Annotated in this window: 20 protein-coding genes; 16 read left to right on the top strand and 4 right to left on the bottom strand. The window is 41.6% G+C overall.

Features of this window, described 5'->3' with window-relative positions:
- On the top strand, positions 1-1,014 hold a 1,014-nt coding region (locus ACS8E3_RS12565), incomplete at its 5' end, for a type I restriction endonuclease subunit R, EcoR124 family (RefSeq protein ID WP_439244628.1).
- Between the two features lie 45 nt (positions 1,015-1,059).
- On the opposite strand, the gene ACS8E3_RS12560 is transcribed toward ACS8E3_RS12565, so the two are convergent.
- Together ACS8E3_RS12560 and ACS8E3_RS12555 are read right to left on the bottom strand one after the other, a co-directional pair.
- Complete coding sequence (locus ACS8E3_RS12560) at positions 1,060-1,620, bottom strand: hypothetical protein (RefSeq protein ID WP_025643896.1); 561 nt, start codon at positions 1,618-1,620, stop codon at positions 1,060-1,062.
- 6 nt (positions 1,621-1,626) lie between these two features.
- Positions 1,627-2,142 (bottom strand): hypothetical protein, encoded by a 516-nt coding sequence (locus ACS8E3_RS12555; RefSeq protein WP_025643898.1) that lies wholly within the window; start codon positions 2,140-2,142, stop codon positions 1,627-1,629.
- A gap of 287 nt (positions 2,143-2,429) precedes the next feature.
- Between ACS8E3_RS12555 and ACS8E3_RS12550 the strand changes: the two genes are divergently transcribed.
- From ACS8E3_RS12550 to ACS8E3_RS12525, 6 genes are all read left to right on the top strand, one after another.
- A complete protein-coding gene (locus ACS8E3_RS12550; protein ID WP_058025555.1) occupies positions 2,430-4,595 on the top strand; it encodes a MobA/MobL family protein in 2,166 nt (721 codons plus the stop codon).
- A gap of 361 nt (positions 4,596-4,956) precedes the next feature.
- Positions 4,957-5,898, top strand: coding sequence for a replication initiation protein (locus ACS8E3_RS12545; protein ID WP_058025554.1), 942 nt, complete (start codon positions 4,957-4,959; stop codon positions 5,896-5,898).
- 140 nt (positions 5,899-6,038) lie between these two features.
- Positions 6,039-6,335, top strand: coding sequence for a hypothetical protein (locus ACS8E3_RS12540; RefSeq protein ID WP_025643904.1), 297 nt, complete (start codon positions 6,039-6,041; stop codon positions 6,333-6,335).
- Between the two features lie 127 nt (positions 6,336-6,462).
- Complete coding sequence (locus ACS8E3_RS12535) at positions 6,463-7,431, top strand: DNA-binding protein (RefSeq protein WP_058025952.1); 969 nt, start codon at positions 6,463-6,465, stop codon at positions 7,429-7,431.
- Positions 7,432-8,540: 1,109 nt separating this feature from the next.
- The gene (locus ACS8E3_RS12530) at positions 8,541-8,681 is read left to right on the top strand and encodes a hypothetical protein (protein WP_156410079.1); all 141 of its coding nucleotides are present in this window, start codon (positions 8,541-8,543) and stop codon (positions 8,679-8,681) included.
- Between the two features lie 245 nt (positions 8,682-8,926).
- Positions 8,927-9,853: a cation diffusion facilitator family transporter gene (locus ACS8E3_RS12525; protein ID WP_058025953.1), complete on the top strand. Its 927-nt coding sequence runs from the start codon at positions 8,927-8,929 to the stop codon at positions 9,851-9,853.
- A gap of 186 nt (positions 9,854-10,039) precedes the next feature.
- On the opposite strand, the gene lnt is transcribed toward ACS8E3_RS12525, so the two are convergent.
- On the bottom strand, positions 10,040-11,608 hold the full coding sequence (gene lnt, locus ACS8E3_RS12520; protein ID WP_077449698.1) for an apolipoprotein N-acyltransferase: 1,569 nt from the start codon (positions 11,606-11,608) through the stop codon (positions 10,040-10,042).
- Between the two features lie 239 nt (positions 11,609-11,847).
- Here lnt and ACS8E3_RS12515 point away from each other — a divergent pair, with 239 nt between their 5' ends.
- Both ACS8E3_RS12515 and ACS8E3_RS12510 read left to right on the top strand, forming a co-directional pair.
- Complete coding sequence (locus ACS8E3_RS12515; protein ID WP_439244623.1) at positions 11,848-12,492, top strand: DUF411 domain-containing protein; 645 nt, start codon at positions 11,848-11,850, stop codon at positions 12,490-12,492.
- A 796-nt stretch (positions 12,493-13,288) separates the two neighbouring features.
- On the top strand, positions 13,289-14,011 hold the full coding sequence (locus tag ACS8E3_RS12510; RefSeq protein ID WP_025643918.1) for a CHAP domain-containing protein: 723 nt from the start codon (positions 13,289-13,291) through the stop codon (positions 14,009-14,011).
- 147 nt (positions 14,012-14,158) lie between these two features.
- On the opposite strand, the gene cadR is transcribed toward ACS8E3_RS12510, so the two are convergent.
- Entirely contained in the window at positions 14,159-14,569 is a 411-nt protein-coding gene (cadR, locus tag ACS8E3_RS12505; RefSeq protein ID WP_007394845.1) for a Cd(II)/Pb(II)-responsive transcriptional regulator, read from the bottom strand.
- A gap of 142 nt (positions 14,570-14,711) precedes the next feature.
- Here cadR and ACS8E3_RS12500 point away from each other — a divergent pair, with 142 nt between their 5' ends.
- From ACS8E3_RS12500 to ACS8E3_RS12470, 7 genes are all read left to right on the top strand, one after another.
- On the top strand, positions 14,712-16,928 hold the full coding sequence (locus tag ACS8E3_RS12500; protein ID WP_058025811.1) for a heavy metal translocating P-type ATPase: 2,217 nt from the start codon (positions 14,712-14,714) through the stop codon (positions 16,926-16,928).
- A gap of 121 nt (positions 16,929-17,049) precedes the next feature.
- Positions 17,050-19,098, top strand: a complete 2,049-nt coding sequence (locus ACS8E3_RS12495; RefSeq protein WP_025643925.1) for a heme lyase CcmF/NrfE family subunit — start codon at positions 17,050-17,052, stop codon at positions 19,096-19,098.
- The gene (locus tag ACS8E3_RS12490; protein ID WP_011513682.1) at positions 19,099-19,761 is read left to right on the top strand and encodes a DsbE family thiol:disulfide interchange protein; all 663 of its coding nucleotides are present in this window, start codon (positions 19,099-19,101) and stop codon (positions 19,759-19,761) included.
- 83 nt (positions 19,762-19,844) lie between these two features.
- Positions 19,845-20,327, top strand: coding sequence for a cytochrome c-type biogenesis protein (locus tag ACS8E3_RS12485; protein WP_020443538.1), 483 nt, complete (start codon positions 19,845-19,847; stop codon positions 20,325-20,327).
- Complete coding sequence (gene ccmI / locus ACS8E3_RS12480) at positions 20,324-21,604, top strand: c-type cytochrome biogenesis protein CcmI (protein WP_439244618.1); 1,281 nt, start codon at positions 20,324-20,326, stop codon at positions 21,602-21,604. The genes ACS8E3_RS12485 and ccmI overlap by 4 nt, the downstream gene beginning before the upstream one ends.
- A gap of 141 nt (positions 21,605-21,745) precedes the next feature.
- Complete coding sequence (gene lspA / locus ACS8E3_RS12475) at positions 21,746-22,453, top strand: signal peptidase II (RefSeq protein WP_037026031.1); 708 nt, start codon at positions 21,746-21,748, stop codon at positions 22,451-22,453.
- Between the two features lie 333 nt (positions 22,454-22,786).
- Positions 22,787-23,149, top strand: a complete 363-nt coding sequence (locus tag ACS8E3_RS12470) for a DUF3817 domain-containing protein (protein WP_058023733.1) — start codon at positions 22,787-22,789, stop codon at positions 23,147-23,149.
- Positions 23,150-23,634: the final 485 nt, after the last annotated feature.

The following is a 23,634-nucleotide window of genomic DNA, read 5'->3' as shown; positions in this document are numbered from 1 at the left end:
AACATGTTTCTGACAGGATTCGACGCCAAAACCTTAAATACGCTATACGTGGATAAGAACCTAAAGTACCATGGTCTGGTACAAGCCTTCTCACGCACCAACCGTATCTATAACGATAAAAAGCCCTTTGGTAATATCGTCTGCTTTCGTAACCTAAAGCAAAACACCGACGACGCTCTAGCCCTGTTTGCCAACAAGCAAGCGAAAGATATCGCCGTCATTCCTGAAATGCATGAGCTACGAAAGCACTACGATCAAGCCGCTAAGACCCTTTTAGACATCTGCGCTGATTATAAGGCCGTTGATACACTAGAGACTGAAGATGAGCAGTTAGCATTTATCAAAGCCTTTCGTGAAGTGATGCGCTATAACGAGCAGTTAGGTACCTTCGTAGACTACGACCAGGCTGATACAGATCTGAATAAAGAAGACTTCGCCAATTTTGCCAGTAAATATATAGACCTATACCGCAACATTCGCACCCAGAACAAGAATAGCCAGGATAAAACCTCAATACTCGATGACATCAACTTTCAGATTGAAATGCTACATAGCGATCGTATCAATGTCGGCTACATACTAGAGCTACTCAAGCAAGCCAATAAGCAGCAAGACGATGGCAACGAAGAGAAGGCAGCCCAGTACCAAGCCCAGGTGAACGATTTAATCATGAATGAGCCGACCTTCCGCGACAAGCAAGAGCTTATCCAAAAGTTCATCAAGGAGCAGATGCCTAAAATGCCAGATGGTCAGACAGTAGAGGAGGCTTTTGCACACTTTTGGGACGTAGAGAAGGAGGCTGCGTACCAAGAGCTATGTAAAGATAACAATCTGAAAGCCGATGTCATGCAAGAGATCCTCAGAAAGTATAAGACTAGCAAGCGGCTACCTGACCGTAACGAAGTGAAAGCGCTACCTAACTATAAAGTTAAGCTATTTGAGCGCAAACCCCTTCACGAGCGACTCATGAGCAAGACTCGTGACTTTATCCAGAAGTTTTATGCTGATATGTAAAAGACTATCCATGATCCTGTGCAACTGCACTTTAACCTAAACCCATCACCAGGGCATCATGGTCAATACACGTTGGCCATTTATGTAATAGCTCATCAGCATCAAAACCTTCTCAGGGGGCAGAGTCAGCTCTTTAGTTGTTCCATTGAGATGAGTTATGCAAGTGATATCATCTGTATAAACCTTAGTCTCTTTATCATAAAACCCAAAAATTCCACCAATCAGCCGAACATCACTCAAAAGCTTTGCATGTTTTTTATCCACTGCCTTACTTATGGCAAGGGTTCCTAATGGCTTATCAGCTATTAGCATCAGAGTAACGAACTGCATCACACGATCATATAATTTTGGATTTTCCATCATCTCATTGTAAAAAGCGTATGCTTGATCGCTTGTGCAGAAGTTTTCAAACAAAGTAAATGCACGAGCTACCATTTCCGCAACGCTATGATCATCTTCTGCAAATTTAATGGCTATCGTATTTCTTGCAAGTGGCAGCATCACAGATAAAGCGCCTTCACTATCTGCCACTACACCATCGACCATATACGGCTCTATATTTGCATCAAAGCTTGATAGCGCAGCTTTGTGGCTTTCAATAAACATAACCTATTACCCATGATAGTTTGGATTACTTCCACCAGTAGCATGACTATTGTCATCTAGTAGCGAATCCTGTTCTCTATAATTAGCCAGAGAGTCAGATTGCGTTTGGTTATTGCTATCAGTATTTCTGCCTTCAACGCCTGTATTTTGATCAGTAGCTTCTTTATTATTTTCTTTTACGTTGGCTAAAAATGGATCCTCTTCCTCACCCAATCCTATATCACCACCTAAACTCTCGATCATACTTTTGAATAAAAACTTATCTGATTTCCTTGTTAAAAAATCTGGAAAGTGAATGGCGAAGTAATCTCGAATCATTTGCTCAGTTTCACCTTCAGTTGCCAATACTTGACCCAAAAATGCCCCCATTAGAATCTTCTGCTTGTTTAATCGTTTATCCAGCTTCACCTGCTGAACCTTAGCTTGGCGTTTTAACTCTTCTAACCGTTGACGCTCTTTTAGCTCATTAGAGTCTTGACTATCAAAAATAGACATAGGTGCTTTATTATTAGATACTGACATCAGATTTACCCTTATCGATTAAATTTTACTCAGCATAGCAAGCACCTCACTATCATTCAATCGCTTGTGGTAAGCTTTAACACAACCGCATCAGACACCTCAGATATATTATTTTAGTATTTGATGGTGGCGTCTCCCTGACTAAGGGCGAAGTAACGACTCAAAATTTAATCTATCCACTTCGTTACTATCTTAATTTTGAATCCTTCTTCGTTGGGGAAACCCCAAACCCCGCACACCACAAAAAGCGGTGGTGTGAAAAAAGCAACAATAGCAGGTGGCTCTTTATGACGATGGTACATATTGCGACAAAGGCGATTTCTCGAAAATCAGGGCAGTCAGCTGTGGCGTCGGCGGCCTATCGTGCTGGGGATGTGCTTGATGATGCCAAATATGGCAAGACGCATGACTATAGTAAAAAGTCTGGGGTTATGAGTAGCGATATTGTTTTACCATTTTCGCTAAAGGCGCTGGGTGTGAGTGTGGATCGAGAGACGCTTTGGAATACCGCTGAAGCGGCAGAGACACGTTCGGACAGTCGGGTGGCGCGTGAGTGGCTGATTAATTTGCCGTATGAGTTAGACGAATATGATCGGCATCAGCTGGCCATCAACTTTGCCCAAAAGCTTTGCGACGATATGGATGTGATTGCTGATGTGTGTATCCATCGTCCGGTGATGAAATTGCCTTTTGATCCTAATGTACCGCCAAGCTCTAAGTATTTGCGTGAGGGTGAGGAGAACCCTGATCCCCGTAATTTTCACGCGCATATTTTAGTCACTACTCGAGCGCCTACCATTGGACCGAATAAAACCTTGGCGTTTGATCCAAAGCTTAAGACCCCGTTTGAGTGGTCCAACAAAAAACGTAAGGCGCATGATCTGCCGTCATCGATGCAAGAGATTAAGCGTGTTCGGGAGATGTGGGTAGATACCGCCAATAAAGTGTTGGCGCAGCATCATCTGCCATTGATGGATGCGCGCAGTTATAAGGATCAGGGGCTTGATCAGCAGCCCACCATTAAAATGGGCGTTGAGGCGACGGCAATGGAGCGCCGAGGCATCACGACCGAAAAAGGAGACACCAACCGCGCCATCAAAGCACGTAATAAATTGGTGGCTGACAACCATATCAAACAGGAAGCAGACAATGAGCGACGAATTAGCGCACTTAGAAAAGGACTTGCTTGGGCAACTGAGAAAAATGCAAGACTACCTGGCAGCATTGGAGGCACAAAACAGCGAGCTGATTTTGCAAAACACCTCTCTGGAAGCTCAGAACCTCACATTACGTACTGCACAGAACAAAATAATAGAACGGCAATTCGAGTTGACGACACAAAACGATGCGTTGAAGAGGCAAAATCAGGCATTGCTTGGGCAGCTAAACGATGCGAAAACCTACCAAAGCGATGTGATGACACAAAACAAAGAATTAATGGCACAGCACAAGCAAATAACAAGCTCACACAAAGAATTGACGACACAAAACAAGCAATTGAGGGAATCACTGAAGCTATCGGAAAGTCAAATATTGAAATTAACAAAGCAACTGAGCGAAGTGCAAGACCAGCCCCCAACCCCTTCGATGACGCAGCACGACGAGCAAGAGCTGCTCGACTTGATCGACAGCAAAGACAAGTTGATCGAGACACTCGAGCAAACCGTCACAAAGATGAGAGAATCTTTGAGTATGCTGAACGTATGAAGCTGCACTTAGCCATGCGTTTAATTCAACGCCATCACAATTCAATGGCAATCAGCTGGGCACAAGGAGAAACGATAGAGGATGCCCCTGATAAATTTGATAAGCGTCAAGTTGCGATACTTAGCGAGTTTGCAAAGCGCCTTGGTATTGAAGATAAAGATAAAGCGCTAGGGTTTAGAGATCACTTACAGCAAGTGGGCAAACGTTTTGATTACACGCTAGTTGAAAATAACAAATCCATTATCAAGCTTTTGCGTGATCCTAAAGCTGAACGAGAGCGGTATCTGGCGCTTATTAAGCATTTTGAGGACTTTAGGGACGATATTGATCAAAAGCGTGCGACATTTAAAACTAGTATCATCAATAAGCTAGGCGGTAGCGCAGGAGACGTTGGTAGACTGACTCGAGACGTTGTCTCCTCATTCAACTATACAGAATGGTTAACTGATTATATTGATAATGATAATCACCCAGCTGAGGCGAGGAAATGTGCTAAAGAACATCTTGCAGATACCTTAGATAAAACGTGTCAGCAGTTTAAATTTGCGTTTCGTGATATGAGCTCATTACCAACTACCCAGCGTAAAGCTTACTCAGAGACTCTTAAAGCCGCTTTAGAGACGTTTACCGAGCAATACGACGGAAAGCTTTCTGAAAGCCAACACAGAGCACTACAGGACGGTTTAGAGTCCTATCAGCATCAAGTGAGTAGAACTAATGCACCCAGTCGAGGATTTAGCCCTTAATCTAATCCTTAAAAAAACATTACACAGGGTTAAATTGCTTAGGCAAGCTGCGTGGTTTAAGTGATGATTTTTCACTTATCCACAAAAAAATTTATCACCCGTTTCTTTGAGGGTTTTTATTTGATCCTGTTTACTCCTGTTTATTCCTGTTTGAGAGCTATTTTTCCCTGTTAAAATCAATACCTTACAAGAAAGAAAAAGAGTAAATGAGCAGAAAACAGAGTAAATGAGCAGAAAACAGAGTAAATGAGCAGAAAACAGAGTAAATGAGCAGAAAACAGAGATAAATAAAAAACACTCTTTTTATAACTCTATTTTATGATAAGATCTTGTTAAATGTAACTATGGGCGCAGAGTTGAAATGGAAAATAACTTAGTTGTTCAGTCAAATGATTTAATCCTAGCAACGTACACAATGCAAAAGACGGATAAAGAGCTCATGCTTGCTTGTATCAGTCAAATTGACAGTAGGCCTGATGCACCAAATGTCACGCAAGACACAGAATATAAAGTAACAGTTGATGATATTAAATCATTGTTTTTTGGTAAGAAGTCTAAGAACGAACAGAATGTTTATCGTGACATAGAGAACGCAAGCAAACGTTTATATGACGTCGATATTGTTATGAGCTTGCCCGAGAATAAAACGCTTCAAACAAGGCTTGTTAGTAGTATTGTTTATGATCCGGATAACGGAGAAGTCGTATTATCATTCGCAAATAAAATACTGCCATATTTGACGCAACTTAAAGCTAATTTCACTAAATACAAGCTATTAGAAATAGGTGAGTTATCGAGTATTCATTCAATAAAAATGTATGAATTGGTGGTAATGTGGGTTAATCAATACCAGTACAGCAAAGAGTTTACGATAGAAGAGTTTAAACACGTAATGTGTGTTAAAGATAAGTATAAGCAATTTAGTGAGTTGCGAAGATATGTTATTGAAACAGCTATCAACGATATAAATGAAAATACGAATTATAAAGTCAGTGTAGAGTATCAAAAAAAAGCAAGAGGGAAGGGCTATAAAGGCTTAAAGCTCAAATTTCACAAAAAGTTATTAGATAAAATTGCTGGTAAAGACGGTAAATTGTCAGAAGATAAGATCAAATCAATTGTTGATAATGTGCAGTTTATGAACGACTATAACGATCACCCAGGTTTAAGCTATGACGGTAAAATGAGTACTGATAGTTTTAAGCGTGAAATGATTAACATCATACAGCGGGAGCCTGAAAGCTTTAACAAGCCAAACAAAGCGCTTGAGAGCTACTTACCAAAAGTCAGTCAAGGTAAGTAATTACTATGTTTACTACCAATTATGATATATGGCTTACTTAAGAGTCAAAGGCCAATGCTTTTGCAGTGTTTGAAATCTATGGCCTGAGGTTATACGCATTATCTCTGCCAGGCGTGCCACAAAGATTGAAAGGAGACAATATGAACAAGGTTAGTTATCACATAGATAAGTTGCCGCCATTAACGGCTAAGCAGCAAGCGGACTTAGAGTACTTAGCAACGCTTAGCGATGACGACATTGATCTATCGGACATTCCAGAAATCACCGACTGGTCAGGCGCGATCCGTGGCAGTATCAAACCACAAACGCTTACTACAGAAGCCAGTGTTATCAGCCCAAGCATTCTTGCTAAGTTTAAGGACAGAGCCAAGCAGACAGGCGGTAACTATCAGGACATGATCAATGATGCCCTAGAAGAATACCTAACTGATCATTAAGTCTTAGCCAACAAGTTATAACCTCAAGACGACTTGGGGTTTTTTTACACCTTGCATTGTAGTATGTTGTATATTGTATTATACTATATACAACATACTACAATGCACTATCAAGGAATACAAAATCATGGCACTCACCACACAAGATATTCATGCAGCAGCTGACCGATTACAGGAGCAAGGGATAAAGCCGACACTGGCAGAGGTGCGTAAGGCGCTAGGCGGTGGCTCATTCACTACCATTAGTGATGCGATGCAGAGTTGGAAGCGAGAACAGCAGGAAGAGCAAGAGCTGCAACAAGTGGATTTACCTAGCGGTATCACTGAACGCTTGCACACGCTTGGCGCTGATATGTGGCAGACAGCTATTGATATGGCGAACGATAGGCTGTCTAAGGAGCGTGAAGCTCTAGAGGTGGTTAAGGTTAAGGCACAAGCAGAGACGGACGAAGCGCAAGAAGCAGTTAAAACCTTAGAGGGTGAACAAGCAGATCTACTACAGCAGCTGGACGAAGTGGCCACTACTGCGGAGACAGCAACTAAAGCGGCTCAGCAAGCCACAGCTGACCATGATGCTACCAAACAGACGCTATCAGATACTAAGCATCAATTAGAGCTTGAACGAACTAAAGCAGAAACAGCACAATCACAGCTTGTAGAGACACGTAGCGCATTAGATAAGCAATCTGTAGAGCTTACTAGTAGTCTTGGTGAGGTAGCCACGCTTAAAGCTACAGCTGATAGCGATAAAGCAGAGATTGCACGTTTAAAGGCGGAGCTTAAAGCCACTAAGTCAGAGCTAAAGACGGTCACAGCTGAACGCAATGAGATACAAACTGCTACCGCAGAGATCAAAGGAGAGCTAAAGGCGGTAACCTTTGAACGTGATAAGCTATCAGGACTTTATGAGCAGCTGACTCAAATACAGGCTAAACTTGAAGCTGAACATAGTATATTGAATAAGCAATATGGCGAGCTATCGAGCCGTCACCTATCAGAACAAGAACAAGTGACTGTGTTACAAAATAAACTCAAGAAAGCTCAAGATAATCTAATACTTATTCAAAACAAAGATAACGCCTTGGATGTTGATTAAATAAAAGTATTCAAGGTTCCAAGATAAAGAATAGTTATGAGCTAGGAAGAGACTTTACCTAAAGCGTAGATCTCGTTCTATTCACACTAAGCTTATGAATCAACTATGACAATATCGACTCACTGAATAAATGACTGTTGTATAAGAACTATTCTAAATTTTTCTCTGAAGTCTAATAGTATATAGCCTAGTGGGCTATATACTATTTAAATTAGCCTAAGTAAGTTCCGATGCTGATTTTGGAGCCTTGAGCAGATTTCAAGGAACACTCACCCTAAAGCATCTATGAGTATTTTCTAGCATACTCACAAACACTTTAGTGCATTCCTTGGATTTGATGTGATTAGTCATGCCGACTTCATCGCCCATCGCGTCATCAAGACCGTATCACTGTATCAAGCTACGGTTGTTAAGATTACGGCTGATAGCACCGCCTAGACACGCTCTTAACCGCTACTGTGCTGTCATACGCTAGCAAGGGCAATACACCCAATATACCGCTACGATATGCACAAATAACCACTCATTGCGTTGCTCAATATGTCTAGAACCCCCTGTCGAGAGCTTTACCCTTCTGTCAAACGCAGTCGTCGCCTTAGCCTGCCACCCATTTGACGGGTAACGGTTATAAAGAGAGCAGCACGAGGATGTAACGAGCGAACAAGCGGTTTTTAAAATGTATAGTGAATAAAGTTGATATGAAAGCAAATTTTGGATAAAATGCACCTACACGGGCATTTAATGCTGTTCAAATAACGCAGTTCAGGTGCTTATTTGTTCGTTACAGTGTGCGTCAACACGCTGTAACCGTTAGCTATATTTAAAACTAAATGCCTCTGGGAGTCAACTCCCAGAGGCATTTTTTTGTTTGTCATGTAGATTGGGTTTTTATTATCTACTTTTTCATTAGATTGCTTAGGCTTTTTTTGTCGTCATTTAGCGTAGGTATTTCAACCATTTTGAAGTTAGCACTTAGTACATCCTCACAAGACGTTAAGTTTCTGACAATACTGGGATAGTTTACTATGAAGACCGGCTTAGTCGTCAGATGCAAGGTTTTACACGCGCTGTTAAGAAGCGGTAAATCATCTTTCTGAGAGAATACGATAATGAAAAGACAAACCTACACTCCTGAGATTAAAGAACGCGCCGTTCGTATGCTGATTGAAGCATTAAACGATTACACCTTTATGTGGTCATGTCATAAAAAGCACACTAATGAAACTATACTAACCAACATTCAAGACTAAGCTACACATACTAAAGAGCTTGAACATGAGAACAAGAAGCTTACGTAAGCCAGTTAGATTACAGTAAAATCCGCTTTTTTCGCCCAAGGAGAGATAGGACACACAATCAAGTTGTGGCTCAGTTTATTGATAAAAATAAGTGGGTCTACGGTATTAGAGCAATATTGACTGTGCAATATAGAAAATATGCAATAAACTTATTTTCTACCTTTAATAAAATGCAGCAACCTAAACAAGGGTAAATTATGAGTAATTCAGATAACCACAGTCATCAAGCTCCAGACCCTAAAAATATGAATAAAGCTTTTTATATTGGGATTGGTCTAAATTCTGCATTTACGCTCATCGAGTTTATAGTGGGCTATTCAACTAATTCATTAGCTTTAATCGCAGACGCTAGCCACAACTTAAGTGATGTTGCCAGTTTAATAATCTCGTTAATTGGAATGAAATTAGCACAGAAAGCATCTACTACGCTTTATACCTATGGCTACAAAAAAGCTTCTATAATGGCGTCTCTTATTAACGCCATATTGTTAGTTACAATCGTTATAGGTATTGCGTATGAGGCCTTGGGTCGATTTGATACGATACCGGAAGTTGCAGGAAAAGTTATTATTATTACAGCTCTAATAGGTGTATTTATAAATACTGTTTCTGCTTTTGCATTCTACAAAGGTCAAAAAGACGATATTAATATCAAAGGTGCTTTCTTGCATCTAATGGTAGATGCATTGGTCTCTGTAGGTGTCGTTATCTCGGGCATTATTATTTACTATACAAGTTGGAATATCGTTGATCCTCTAGTTAGCTTGATTATTTCAGTCGTTATACTGTTATCGACTTGGGGTCTACTAAAAGAGAGTATCAAGCTTGCTATCGACGGAGTACCTCAAAATGTTGATCTCAGTAAAATCACTGCTATCTTAGAGAGCTATAATTTTATTCAAAACTTTCATCATTTACATATCTGGGCTTTGAGTACCACTGAGAATGCTCTTACAGTTCATATTGTACCGAAGACCGATATAACGTTTGAAGAGACTATTACTATGAAAGAAAACATCAAGGAAGATTTGGCGCATCAGAATATACAACATGCAACTATTGAATTTGGTACTAAGGCAGATGACAATCAAAAATCGCGTGCATTAAATGAAAGTATCAACTAAAAGATGATAGACCGTATATAGCTATCTCTTTTTAAGTATGAGGCGCGTGCCTTATGTCAACATAATTTTTTCAATCAGTTCTTATGTGATCAATAGTTTAAAACTTTTATATTTACGTGCGTTAGGACGTTACCTAGAAAAAATAAAAAACTTACACTGATTAAATTATTATGATTAAGTTTACTATTACCCTCGTCTTCTAAGTGTGGTTAGACCTTTGCCAAAATAGCTTAGTAGTAATAACAAGGTTATTATTATCAAGATAGGATAATTTCCCATAAGCATAAAGGGCGTGTTACCAACCCGTGCCTGTATCTCACCACGTAGTACAGTACGCTCAAACTGCGGTGCGCGTTTTACAATACGACCTTTATGGTTAATGATAGCGGTAACACCAGTATTGGTCGCTCGAATAAACCAGCGCCCGTTCTCAAGCGCGCGCATTTGTACCATTTGCAAATGTTGCAATGGTCCTGCTGAAGTGCCAAACCAGGCATCGTTAGAGACGGTCAACAAAAATTCAGTATCGATGGCATTTTTACGCGTGGTATCTGGATAAGCTACCTCATAACAGATAGCCGTCCCTATATTGTGTCCACGCACCTTTAGAGGTGACTGCTGATCACTACCACGACTATAGTTCTTAATATCCTGACTACCGGCCAAACTTGGGAAAATATCGAGCACGCCTTCAAATGGAATATACTCTCCAAAAGGCACTAGACGCTGCTTCTTGTATAGGCCTTCCGCTTCTACACCTCGAGCAATCACGCTATTGTAAAATGGGGGATACTTATCCGTACTGGCATTGAATGCCGCTTTATCCTTATAAGGGATACCAGTTATCCATGTCGTATTGGTCGCATTAGCCATTTCTATCATTTCACTAATAAAGCCCGCAGCCTCATCCTGAAACATAGGAATAGATGATTCAGGCCACACCACAACATCACGTCCCCACTCAGTGCGTGTTAACTTCGCATAAATCTTTAGCGTTTCTACTTGATACTTAGTCAGCCACTTTATATCTTGTGAAATATTACCTTGAATCAATGACACTGACAGATCAGGTGTGCCCTTAGGTTTTGTCCATTGCGGATTGACCAGCCATAATGATGTGCTAATGGCTAATAACAGTACAGAAACGATGGCATAACTACTGCGCCGAAGCAGTAGCTCTACTAAACTTGCAGCCAATAGTATGGCAACAAAAGAGACGGAAAAAACACCAGCAACGGGTGCTAAGGACGATAACCAATACTCTTCAGTAAATGCATAACCAACAAACAGCCACGGAAAGCCTGTGAATAACCAAGTTTTTAACCATTCTTGTAGCACCCAAAGAGCAGCAAATGAAAAGGGTTGTTTGCCTACCATACGGTTAAAGACTAGTGCTAACAATCCATGAAATAGTCCCATACCGAGACCCATCAATGCAATCATAATCAATGCGAGCCACGTTGGTGTATCGCTATAATCATGGATAGCAGTATAGAGCCAAAAGCCGCCGACGCACCATAGCCCCATACCGTAAGCTTCACCGATAATAAAAGCGCGACGACCACTCATACTTGTCACCAACAGCGCATATAAAATCGCTGGTGATACTATTGCTAGCGGCCAAAACCCATAAGGCGCTAGCGAAAATAAAAAAATAGCTCCTGCAAGCCATGCTGCTACTAGCGTAAGCGATAGCGGTAATTGATTTAAGTGAGTACTCAAACGCTTTTGTAGATTAATAGTAGACAGGCGCATCGCAAATTATCCAAAATTATGAGCCTTGAATTTTTAATCAAAATCCAAAACTTAGATAGAGCCGTTAATACTACAGGCAGTATTTTAAAATAAAAACTGCTTATGATACCAGCCTGCACTGCTCAATGGATGAATTTATGTACTCCGTTTAATGGGTTATTATGCTACATTACCAAACGATATGAAGTGTTACTTGATCTTCTATAGCTCACAATACCTACAGTACATGAGAAAGCACTATGCCCCCCTTAAAAATAAAATCCAGTCTTATATTCAATCGTTATCTGTCTAAGGGGTTGCGTAGTACGTTAGTATTACTTGCCGCCTCATCACTATTTGCTTGTAGCCAACCGAGTAGTGGCGTATCTGATGCAAGCACAACATCGGCATCAACTGAAGATGTAGTGACTGTTCCGAAGACAGCTGAACCAAACGTTATAAATACTCCTATGATGACATCAGTAAGTAAACCAGACCTACTAAAAAACGTCTCAGCCACTGTCTATAAAGATGCCAATTGCGGCTGCTGTAAAGAATGGATAAGTCATGCAGAAGATAATGGTCTAAGTGCAACCGCGCAAGATGTTGCGGACTTAGCCGTATTTAAAGAGCGCTACAGCGTTCCAAATGAAATGCGTTCTTGCCATACTGTAGTCACTACTGATGGTTACGTCTTTGAAGGTCATGTACCCGCTAAATATATGGCGCAGTTTTTAGAAAATCCGCCAGTACAAGCTATGGGTCTTGCCGTACCTGGCATGCCTGTTGGTAGCCCAGGTATGGAGTATCAAAATAAATTCATGCCCTATCAGGTTATGCAGCTCAATAAAGACGGGACGACCCAAGTTTATGCTGATATTGAATCGGTAGAGCAGCAATTATAGTGTGTTAGCAGTTAAGAATACTTTGATTATAGTGTTAGCGTTAAAAGTAAATGAGGCAGGTATAAGACTGTTCTATTGCTTATAAAATGATTCTTCATCAAAAAAATCATTAGCTATTGCGACTTTAAAAGCAAAAATAACTTTGAATTTGTAACTTTTGATGACAATGTAAGCGGATTTATCGGTTATTAACCCTTAAAATAGATAAATAATTAAGGGTTAATACAAGAATATACAGGATGTATCGAAACAATTACGTAATATTACATAAGCCAGTAGGGAATTAACATCTATATTAATATTATAAATTATTATATTATCTTAATAATTAGTTAGACCCTATATAGGGTAATTACTTCATCCAATAGAAAAACGTCTGAGGGTTAAATCTAAATTATAGATTTAACCCTCAGACGTTTTTTTGCTTATAAAACAGTAGAAATTGTGGTCAATCTAGTCAGCTATATTCTGTACATGTTACACAAACTTACATTGTAAAATGTGGGATATTAGCAATTTTTTCGACATCAAAAAAGTATTTTTGGGGTTTTTAAGGGGAATGACAGGCTAAACAACCTATGCTAAAGTCGGCTTTGTGTTTTGGTCAGCAGCTTGATTTGTAACAGCTTCGTAAGACTTCAATGAGCTGTGATCGCCAATAATCATTTTTTATATGAATAATATGCAGCAGAAGTATCAGTCACTATGACATATATATACTTGAGTTATTGAGATTTAATTGACTGCGCTGTTGTTGATAACAGACGATTTTGAATTAACCGTAGGTATTAGATTTATGAAACAGGCTTTATTGATTTTGTCAGTACTGGGTATGGGCATAGCACAAACGAGTGGTGCTGCTATCACAATCTCTCAAACAAATAATACCATCACCAATACTTCTGTGGCATCAAACTACGGTTCATCAAAAAACATCTATAGCACCAAAAGTGGTGCTTATGTTTCTAATAATGATGAAATTAGTCAAGCAATTAGCAACCTAAGTGCGCAGGCCAAGCAAAAAGAGAATCAGCTTTCATCATTAAACAGCCGCTTATACGCTGAAAAACAACAGCAGCAAGTCAATACAGTTCCTGACAGCAATTCAGCCCCCGCTATCGCTGCTGCTCGCGCCTCAAAAGTGGCTTTATCTGGCAGCTCTGGATATTGTGCCCGTTACGTACGTAAAGCACTACAATCAGCTGGTTATGAATTTACACCCAATCCTTCAGCCTATCAGTACGCCACTCGTGGCACGCTTGATAAAGCAGGTTTTAGCAAAATCAGTAATGATATGCCAACCCAAGTAGGTGATGTTATTGTCTATGATCGCTCATCAAAGCGCCCGCATGGCCATATCCAAATCTTTGATGGCGAAAATTGGATTTCTGATTTCCGTCAGAACAGCATCAGCCCATACAGTGGTGTCTATGCTTATACGACATGGCGCGATTCAAAATACGTGGATGACGCATCCGCATCAGATCGTAATATCCACCTTGCTATGAATGATAAATAAGACTTTCTAAGTCAGCACAACATAGTTGTTATTTCCTCCAACCCAGTAGTGATCTTAATATCATTGCTGGGTTTTTTTGTGCTTAACATCAGGGCGTATTTAACCTTTCATGATTTGATCCGTCAGAAATGAACACTACTGATATCATTACTCATGACAGGAGTTATCGACAAGCGCGTTTAAAATGCCACATGATGACGCTGGTGCACTACTTGCACATTTCTGGCGCAAAACGGTCAAGTGATGCTTTAAGTGCATCAGTTCTTCCATTCGTATTTCCACAGCATGAATGTGCTCATCTAGCAAGTTATTCACATCGCCGCAGTCCTTGTCAGGCGACTCCCAGTATTCAAGTAAGATTCGCACATCATCTAAAGCCATATCGAGCGTACGGCAATGTAGGATAAATTGTAGACGCTCAATGTGCTCTTCATTATATAAACGATAATTCCCTTCGCTACGAAAAGGCTCGGGTAATAAACGCTCTTTTTCATAATAGCGAATGGTTTCTACTGTGGCACCTGTGCGTTTAGCGAGCTCACCAATTTTGATTGTCATAACAACCTCTATGATTTAAATAATTAAAGTGGCTGTAAAGACTAGCGCTAGAGAAATTAAAATTACGAAACTGTAGATAAATAACCTTGACTCTAAAGCCACTATAGGGTTCATAATATCATTATTCAAAGGGTAAATTATTATGAAATATCATATTGAAGGTATGGACTGTGCCAGTTGCATCGGCAAGATTGAAACAGCTTTGAAACGTATGCCTGGGGTTTCTGATGTTCAGCTGAATTTCGCTACAGAAACGCTAGAGCTAAATTTAGCCCCTGGTGCGCCGACTCAGGCTAGTGATATCGAAAAAACAATCAAAAGCCTAGGGTTCGGTATATCTGCCAATACTGGTCAACAAACTGTATCGGCTATTGATATTGACAGCGACAATCAGATGGCTCCGCAGGATAAGCGGTGGTGGCAAACTCAAAAAGGCAAACAGGTTGTTGGTCTCGGTATTTTGATGGGCAGCGCTTATGCACTGTCACTACTGTTCCCCGCTTATGGGATATGGGTGTTTGCCATCGCTGTGATTGTAGGCGTTTTTCCATTTGCACGCAAAGCCTTAGCACTGGCTAAAACAGGTTCATTCTTTTCAATTGAAACGCTGATGTCCGTCGCCGTGCTTGGCGCACTTATCATTGGTGAAGCTGAAGAGGCCGCAGCGGTTGTCTTTTTGTTCTCAATCGGTGAACTGTTTGAGAGTATCGCTGCTGATCGCGCTCGCGCTGGCATCAGAGCCTTATCATCGCTGGTTCCGAAAAGTGCGATTTTACTTGATGCTCAAGGTGGGCAGCGTAACGTTCCAGCGACTTCACTACAAGTGAATGACCTTGTGCTGGTGCGTCCTGGAGATAGGGTATCTGCTGATGGTTCCATTGTTCAAGGTGCGTCCAGCCTTGATGATTCGCCCGTGACGGGAGAGTCTGTTCCTGTTGCCAAGACGATGGGTGACAATGTATTTGCAGGGTCAATTAACATCGATGGTGTGCTCCAAGTGCGCGTAGAAAAGACAGCCGCCGATAACACTATTTCGCGCATTATTGATTTGGTAGAGCAAGCGCAAGCTTCCAAAGCACCCACTGCCCGTTTTATTGAGAAATTCAGTCGTTACTATACACCGGCTGTGATGGCTATTGCCGCCCTAATTATCATCGTCCCACCGTTAACCATGGGCGGAGATTGGTCAACTTGGTTATATCGAGGTCTAGCCTTATTATTGATCGCTTGTCCTTGTGCTCTTGTGCTCTCAACACCAGCTGCTATCGCCTCTGGTCTAGCGGTCGGTGCGCGCCGCGGCTTGCTGATCAAGGGCGGTAGTGCTTTAGAAACCATCGGCCAAGTGAAGACAGTCGCTTTTGACAAGACAGGCACTTTAACTGAAGGCAAACCACGCGTGACCGATGTTGTTGACATTACACAAGAGTATTCAAGTGTTCAAGGTCAGGATTCTCAGGATCAGGGTTCTCAAGGTAAAGATAAGGTATTGGCGCTCTTTGCCAGTGTGGAGACAGGTTCTAGTCACCCGCTTGCTGAAGCTATTGTCAGTCATGCCAAAGCCGCCAAAGTTGTCATACCTGTGGCTTCTAAAGCTTCTGCTACTGCGGGTAAAGCGGTACACGCAACTATCGCTGGGCGCGCGCTAGCTATCGGTTCGCCTGTTTATGCCGCAGATGAGGCATCAATTTCAGCCGAGCAACAGGCACAAATCGAGGCGCTGCAAAATGAGGGCAAGACCGTCTCAGTTCTTTTCGATGAGCAAAGTCGAGAAGTGCTTGGATTGGTCGCACTAAGAGACGAGTTACGAGACGACGCTCATGAAGGTGTGGCTCAACTTAAAGCGATGGGTGTGCGCTCCGTCATGCTAACAGGCGACAACCGCTTAACCGCTCAAGCACTTGCCAGTAATTTAGACGTGGAATGGGAAGCTGAGCTGTTGCCTGAGGACAAACTGCGCTTGCTTAACGAGATGAAGAATAACAGCAAAATAGCGATGGTGGGTGATGGTATTAACGATGCGCCAGCACTAGCAACCGCTGATGTTGGCATCGCGATGGGTGGTGGTACCGATGTGGCCATTGAGACGGCCGATATCGCATTATTAAAAAGTCGTGTTACAGACATGGCCCATCTGATTGCACTTTCGCGTGCCACCATGCGCAACATTCATCAGAACGTCATTTTCGCTTTAGGTCTCAAAGGCGTCTTTCTGATCACGACCGTATTCGGCATTACTGGACTATGGATTGCGGTTCTAGCTGATGCTGGAGCAACAGTGCTCGTTACTCTCAATGCGTTACGTTTACTGCGCTTTAAAGGCGCGCCTCCACTGGTAACTCCGCCTAAAGTAGTTAAATAAAACCCTTCGAAATCAATTAAAAACTAGAGATAGCAGCAGATTTCGGGGGTGGGTTCTAATAATAAAAATTCCACCGCTACAGTAAACTGCAACCGCATTAGAGTAAATAAGGTTAGACCGTATGTTGATTACAGAATTGGGCTATTTTGCCTTGCTTACCGCTTTTGTATTGGCGTTATTGCAGGTAATTCTGCCAACTATTGGTGTTATTCGTAACCAAGTTGCTTGGCAACGACTAGCCCCTAGCTTAGCTTGGGCACAGTTTGCCGCCATGATAACGTCATTTGGCGCTTTGATAGCAGGTTTTTATTATAATGATTTTAGCCTCAGTTACGTCGCGCAGCATTCCAATACGCTGTTGCCTTGGTACTATAAGTTATCGGCGACATGGGGCGGACACGAGGGCTCTTTGCTGCTATGGATGACCATCATGGCCACATGGTGTGCACTGGTATCATACTTTAGTCGCGGCTTGCCGTTATCAATGCGTGCGCGGGTATTAGTTATTTTGGCCGGTGTACAGTTAATGATGCTAACAATGCTGATATTTACCTCGTCACCGTTTGAGCGTACCTTACCCAATCTAGCGGTCGATGGCGCTGATTTAAATCCTGTCCTACAAGATTTCGGTCTGATTATTCATCCGCCCATGTTATATATGGGCTATGTGGGTATGGTAGTGCCTTTTGCATTTTGTATGGCGGCATTGTGGGAAGGGCGTTTAGATGCTGCTTGGACACGCTGGTCACGTCCATGGGCGCTCGCGGCTTGGGGATTTTTGACCATTGGTATTGCACTGGGCTCGTGGTGGGCCTACTACGAGCTTGGCTGGGGCGGTTGGTGGTTTTGGGATCCGGTAGAGAACGCCTCGTTTATGCCTTGGCTTGTCGGCTTAGCATTGCTGCATTCATTAGCAGTCACTGAAAAGCGCGGGGTGTTTAAAGCATGGACCATCATGCTGGCTATTTTCGCCTTTGCCTTAAGCTTGCTTGGCACGTTCCTGGTACGCTCTGGAGTCCTTACCTCAGTGCATTCGTTTGCCGCTGATCCGACGCGTGGTTTGGTCATCTTAGCTATTCTTGGCATTATCATCGGTAGTGGTCTATTAATGTTTGCCGTTCGCGGTTGGCGTTTAACCGTTGAAAGTCAATATCAGCTGATTTCACGTGAGTCCTTTTTAGTGATCAATAACGCCATCATTTTGATTGCAACCTTAGTGGTGCTGCTCGGCACCCTCTATCCTATTATCGCTGATGCCTTTAGTCTCGGTCAGGTATCTGTAGGGCCTCCATACTTCAATGCGCTGTTTGTGCCTTTGACATGGCTGTTGTTAATCGCTATGGGTATGGGCTCTAATATTCGCTGGAAACAAGATAAGCGTCCGTTACTAGGGGTGGGTATCGCCATTGCCGCTAGTAGTATCGTATTGGCTGCTATTATCGCCTACTTTACCAGTCCATCTGCTATGTTCAATATTGGCGTGACTTTAGCGGTGAGCTTTTGGGTACTGCTATGGATGATCGTTGACTTTAGAGACAAAACCAAGAACGCCCCTAATTTCTTTAAAGGTCTGCGTCAGCTGCGTCTTAGCTATTGGGGTCAACAGACTGCTCATATTGGCGTATTGGTTGCTGTCATTGGCATAGCCTTTACTAGTAGCCTGAGTATTGAGCGTGACGTAGCAATGGGTATTGGCGATACAGTCAATGTTCAAGGTTACGATTTTGAAGTAACTGAATTTTTTGAAATAAAGGGTAGTAACTTTGATGCAACGCAAGCGCAAGTGGTGGTATCCAAAGACGGTCGTGAAGTGGCGAAACTGACTCCAGAAAAGCGTACTTATATTATCAGCACGATGCCAACAACTGAAGCTGCTATTGACCCCAGTCTTATGCGCGATGTTTATGTCGCACTGGGCGAACCTATTGCCGATGGTAGTAACCAATGGGCATTAAGGATTTATGTAAAACCATTAATTCGCTGGATTTGGTTAGGGGCAATTATCATGGCTCTAGGTGGATTAATTAGTATGCTTGATAAACGATACCGCATCAAAAAAATTAAAGCTCCGTTGCTAGTTACTGGTAGTTTGGCTACTTATGGAGTCAATGAGGTAGCTATTGAGCAGGCAATCTCAGTATCGACGATGTCGACACTAAAGGAGAAATAAATGACTATGTCGAATAATACTCCTGAGCAAAAAGATAGCCAAAACAGTAAGCAGCGTAACCCAAAGACAATGAAAAAAAAGCAGACGAAGCTATGGTTCTTAATTCCGCTTATCCTCTTTTTTGGTTTGGTAGTTATATTGTACATGCGCTTAGGTAAACCAACAGACATTGTGACCAATACCGCTCTTGAGCGTCCGGTTCCTACCTTTGAGCTGCCGTTATTAGCAGATACTACCCGTACTATCACCAATGATAATTTGCCGGATAAGCCGTTTTTACTTAATGTTTGGGGCTCATGGTGCCCAACTTGCGTTATTGAGCATCCGTTTTTAATGCAACTAGAAGAGCGCGGCGTTGATATCGTTGGTGTGAATTATAAGGATGAGATTGGTAATGCGCTCAGTTACTTAAACCGAGGCGGTGATCCATTTTCTATGTCTATTCAGGATTCATTGGGTCAGTTTGCTCTAGACTTAGGCATAACTGGTGCGCCCGAAACCTTTGTTGTGGATGGAGATGGCATCATTCGTCAGCATATTGTTGGTGAGATTAATGAAGCCAATTGGCAACAGCGTGTTAAGCCGTGCCTGACAGTACTTAATAAGGCTAATAAGAACAACGATAGTCCTGATCTCATTCAGGTTGAGGAGATGTGCAAATGAACGTTACTCGAATAAGAGCTCCTCAACTAAAACCCAATATAGTTTTAAAACTAGCAAGCTTAATACTAGCGTGTCTGCTTAACATGACGGCAAACGCAGCTATTGACGTATACGATTTTGACTCACCACAGCAAGAAGCTCAGTATCGTGGATTAATAGAAGAGTTTCGCTGCCCAAAATGCCAAAATCAAAACCTTGCAGCCTCTGATGCACCGATTGCACAGGATCTAAAGCAAAAAGTCTATGATTTAATTAAAGATAGACGTAGTGATGCTGAAATACGCGTCTATATGCAAGAGCGCTACGGTGACTTTATTAGCTACAAGCCGCCTATGCGACCATCAACATGGATCCTATGGTTTTTTCCACCACTATTATTGCTCGTCTTAATTATTGGTTGGTTTTGGCAAAGTAAGCGTCGCCAAGTTGTTGCCCGTGGTCAAAGCGGCGTCACAGTGAACAGTACTGCTGCCTTGACCTCTACGGAAAAGGCTGAGCTTGATCGTCTATTATCGCAAGCTGAGAGTGTCGACCACGACATTACTAGCCTAGAGGACAAAAAATGACTCTATTTTCTACTTTTGGCTTATTTGTAACTCTAAGCTTGCTGATTGCTCTTATATTTGCGCTGATTGCTATTATGCCATGGCTACGAGCACCGCGTTTGCAGTCCAAACCAATAGACAATCAACTGCTAGATATTAATGTTGCAGTATTTCGCGAACGTTTAGCTGAGCTACAAACAGATAAAGACAGCGGTACTATTAATAATAGCCATTATCAAAATCAAAAGCTGGAACTGGAGCGTCAGCTATTAGATGTGCAGCGTCAGATAACACCTATGGTCACCCCTGATGTCAAAAGCCGTTTAATTGTCGCAGCTTGGATCCCAATATTGGCTGCAATGGCGTATTTACTAATAGGCAATCGTACGCCCGTGTTTGATTTGTGGACAGCTGAGGACAAAGTAGGACAAGTGGCTGACGACCTATTGACAGCTAAAATTGACAAGCCGCCATCATGGGCGTTTGAAGATGGTCGTCAACTGATTAGCGCCATGCAAACCAATGTTCATCGTAATGCTGATGATCCTAATCGCTGGATGCGCCTATCCGAGCTTTTCTTATCTATGGAGGCAACTGATTCTGCGCTGGAAGCCTTATCTCGTGCCTATCGTTTAGCTCCTGAAAATGAAGAAATCGCCACCACTTATGCTCAGACTAGCTTTTTCGTTAATGAAGGTCAGTTAGACGCCAATATTCGCCGTGTATTACAAGCTATATTAGCTAAGAATCCGCAGCATGAACGGGCTCAAATGCTCATGGCAATGGGTGAGACTCGTAGTAGTAACTTTGCCCAAGCGCAAGGTTGGATTAAACGCTTACAAGGCAGCATTGTGGCCAAACCAGGTGATCATACTAAAGCTTTAGCAAGCTTAGATGAGTTAAGCAACTACGTTAGCACGCAAGAAAAGCAAGCGCTAGAAGGTATTGACGTGACAGTGAAAATTAACGCTAATTTATTACCGTTAGTGAAAGCTGATGATGTGTTGTTTGTTGCGATACGTGACGTTAAAGGAGGTCCACCGTTTGCCGCCAAACGTTTACCCATTAGTATTATCAAGCAAGGTGAGGCTAGTATCCGCTTAAGCAATCTTGATGCGATGATGCCAGATCGCACGTTAAATTCATCTCGTAGTGACAAAACTCAGTTAGCAGTCGTTGCTCGTATTAGTCATAGCGGTAATGCCATAGCAGAGTCAGGCGACTTATCGGGTAATCCTATAGTGATTAGCGCTGAACAGACTCAGGTTAATGTTGAAATCAATCAACAGATTCCCTAATAAAAAATTATTACCGTAAGTTTCATAACACCAGAGCGGTAAGTGGAGCCGTTTATAAAAGTGGCGCGATTAATAGTCGTATACCAAAAACATATACGTTTAACATTGTTCATTGTATAAACACAGATAAAGAAAACAACTATGACTGAATCTACCGACAGATTAGATAGTACTAAATTGAATAGCGTTGAATCGGCTAGTACTAATATTGCTGACAATAAAGTACCTATAGCTGTGAGTAGTACTCATCAATCGATTGACTCTAAAACCATGAATCATACGCCTAAAGCTATGTACGTGACTTCAGGCAACTCGATAACACCTAAAGGTAAGTTGGATAAAATGCCAAAAATGGTTGCCAATGGCAGTCGCGCTTTTATCTGGTATTTGTTGGCGATAATGGTGTTAATACTTGATCAATGGACTAAGTGGTTGGCCCAAACCAAATTAGCGTTCAATGACCCCGTACCGGTCATTGAACCATTTCTCAACTGGACACTCGCTTATAACTATGGGGCAGCATTTAGCTTTTTAGCCGACGCTGGCGGTTGGCAGAAATGGTTTTTCTCAGGCTTAGCTTTTGTAATGGCTATCTTTTTAACGATTTATTTAATCAAAGCGCCACGTACAGCCAAGCTATTGTCTATGGGGTTGGCCTTAGTGCTTGGCGGTGCGATTGGCAACTTAATCGATCGTTTAAGAATTGGCAAAGTGGTTGACTTTATCCATGTGCATTATGCTGATGTCTGGAATTATCCTATTTTCAATGTTGCAGATATAGGTGTCTGTGTCGGTGTAGCGTTGATTATAATTGATATGATATTTTTGGAAAGTAAGCGTAATGAATAAACAAGTGAATATTGATCAGTACAAATAAAAAGAACTAGCGTCATAGCTGCTCTATACGGAAAGATACTTTTTATACTCAAGTGTGTTTATAAAAATGCGAACTGGAAGGTGATATATGATTAATACAAATACTCTCTCATTCTATATCCCAAAACCCAATGCATAATTGTATGCGAGTGAACGCAGGATGATTTTGAAGTGGCTAGACGAAGGCGTGACGTGCTAAGTGGTAGATGACAAAAACCAGTACTTCAAAGCTCTGGACAGGGCCATTATTATAAAGACATTGAATACCGCCTAAATTATTTATTGAAATAACAAAAGGATAATATAGTGTCACATGCTCAGCTAACTATCAAACAAATACATAATCTTAGAAAAAAACAAAGTGCCGCATTAAAAAGCCTTACCATTATAGGCTACCTAGAAGGCACCTCTTTCTTATTATTGCTCTGTATCGCCATGCCACTAAAATATATGCTGGACATTCCAGAAGGTGTGAAATACATCGGTATGGCACACGGTATATTGTTTATTACCTATATCATAATACTTATAGGCTCAGCTATCAAAATGAAAATGCCTCTTTGGGCAATACCTGCGGGCGTACTCGGCTCACTCTTACCTTTTGGCCCGTTTATATTCGATCATTTACTAAAAAAGAATTTACAGGAAAGTGTAAGTAAAGAAGCCTAGAACAAGCCCTGCTGCAAATGCTACAAACGTACCTTATTACTCAAGATTATTTTTCCTAACTAAATCACAAGCCGCCATCACTCATCATGGCGACAAATGAATAACATTGAGCAGAAATTAATCACAATAAAATTTTAATTCAGACCCAGTATGAATAATCTAACACTCTAGTCACTTTTCGAACTTATCTTACATACTATCGACAAACCCGTATTGTTTAAAAGCTAAACAGGTTTTGTCATCCGCGATGGATTTCCTATTATCCTAGGGTATACCCCAGGGGCACTATCAAAACAGGTCTCTTAATCAATTAATAGTCTACTTATAATAGACTGCAATAATGGAACTACTTATAACAGACTATTTTAGGTGTTTATGTTTATCAGAGCATAGAGCGCCAATCAAAGATCAAGATGCCAAGCGTGCCAAAAGTGAGCTCATATAGCTTGCTGCTGATCATGGTCACAAAATTGCCGCCTTCTATG

This window comes from Psychrobacter sp. 2Y5, from assembly GCF_051847375.1.
Classification (GTDB): domain Bacteria; phylum Pseudomonadota; class Gammaproteobacteria; order Pseudomonadales; family Moraxellaceae; genus Psychrobacter.
The sequence above is the reverse complement of the archived record's forward strand: the minus strand, read 5'-3'. Positions and strand labels throughout refer to the sequence as shown.

Excerpts from the sequence above, each read along its gene's own strand:
- ACS8E3_RS12490 (WP_011513682.1), top strand. The coding sequence starts at position 19,099 with ATGACTATGTCGAATAATACTCCTGAGCAAAAAGATAGCCAAAACAGT.
- ACS8E3_RS12550 (WP_058025555.1), top strand. The coding sequence starts at position 2,430 with ATGACGATGGTACATATTGCGACAAAGGCGATTTCTCGAAAATCAGGG.
- ACS8E3_RS12495 (WP_025643925.1), top strand. The coding sequence starts at position 17,050 with ATGTTGATTACAGAATTGGGCTATTTTGCCTTGCTTACCGCTTTTGTA.
- ACS8E3_RS12485 (WP_020443538.1), top strand. The coding sequence starts at position 19,845 with ATGACGGCAAACGCAGCTATTGACGTATACGATTTTGACTCACCACAG.
- ACS8E3_RS12545 (WP_058025554.1), top strand. The coding sequence starts at position 4,957 with ATGGAAAATAACTTAGTTGTTCAGTCAAATGATTTAATCCTAGCAACG.
- ACS8E3_RS12555 (WP_025643898.1), bottom strand. The coding sequence starts at position 2,142 with ATGTCAGTATCTAATAATAAAGCACCTATGTCTATTTTTGATAGTCAA.
- lnt (WP_077449698.1), bottom strand. The coding sequence starts at position 11,608 with ATGCGCCTGTCTACTATTAATCTACAAAAGCGTTTGAGTACTCACTTA.
- ACS8E3_RS12535 (WP_058025952.1), top strand. The coding sequence starts at position 6,463 with ATGGCACTCACCACACAAGATATTCATGCAGCAGCTGACCGATTACAG.
- ACS8E3_RS12510 (WP_025643918.1), top strand. The coding sequence starts at position 13,289 with ATGAAACAGGCTTTATTGATTTTGTCAGTACTGGGTATGGGCATAGCA.
- ACS8E3_RS12500 (WP_058025811.1), top strand. The coding sequence starts at position 14,712 with ATGAAATATCATATTGAAGGTATGGACTGTGCCAGTTGCATCGGCAAG.
- cadR (WP_007394845.1), bottom strand. The coding sequence starts at position 14,569 with ATGACAATCAAAATTGGTGAGCTCGCTAAACGCACAGGTGCCACAGTA.
- ACS8E3_RS12540 (WP_025643904.1), top strand. The coding sequence starts at position 6,039 with ATGAACAAGGTTAGTTATCACATAGATAAGTTGCCGCCATTAACGGCT.
- ACS8E3_RS12515 (WP_439244623.1), top strand. The coding sequence starts at position 11,848 with ATGCCCCCCTTAAAAATAAAATCCAGTCTTATATTCAATCGTTATCTG.
- ACS8E3_RS12560 (WP_025643896.1), bottom strand. The coding sequence starts at position 1,620 with ATGTTTATTGAAAGCCACAAAGCTGCGCTATCAAGCTTTGATGCAAAT.
- lspA (WP_037026031.1), top strand. The coding sequence starts at position 21,746 with ATGACTGAATCTACCGACAGATTAGATAGTACTAAATTGAATAGCGTT.
- ACS8E3_RS12525 (WP_058025953.1), top strand. The coding sequence starts at position 8,927 with ATGAGTAATTCAGATAACCACAGTCATCAAGCTCCAGACCCTAAAAAT.
- ACS8E3_RS12530 (WP_156410079.1), top strand. The coding sequence starts at position 8,541 with ATGAAAAGACAAACCTACACTCCTGAGATTAAAGAACGCGCCGTTCGT.
- ccmI (WP_439244618.1), top strand. The coding sequence starts at position 20,324 with ATGACTCTATTTTCTACTTTTGGCTTATTTGTAACTCTAAGCTTGCTG.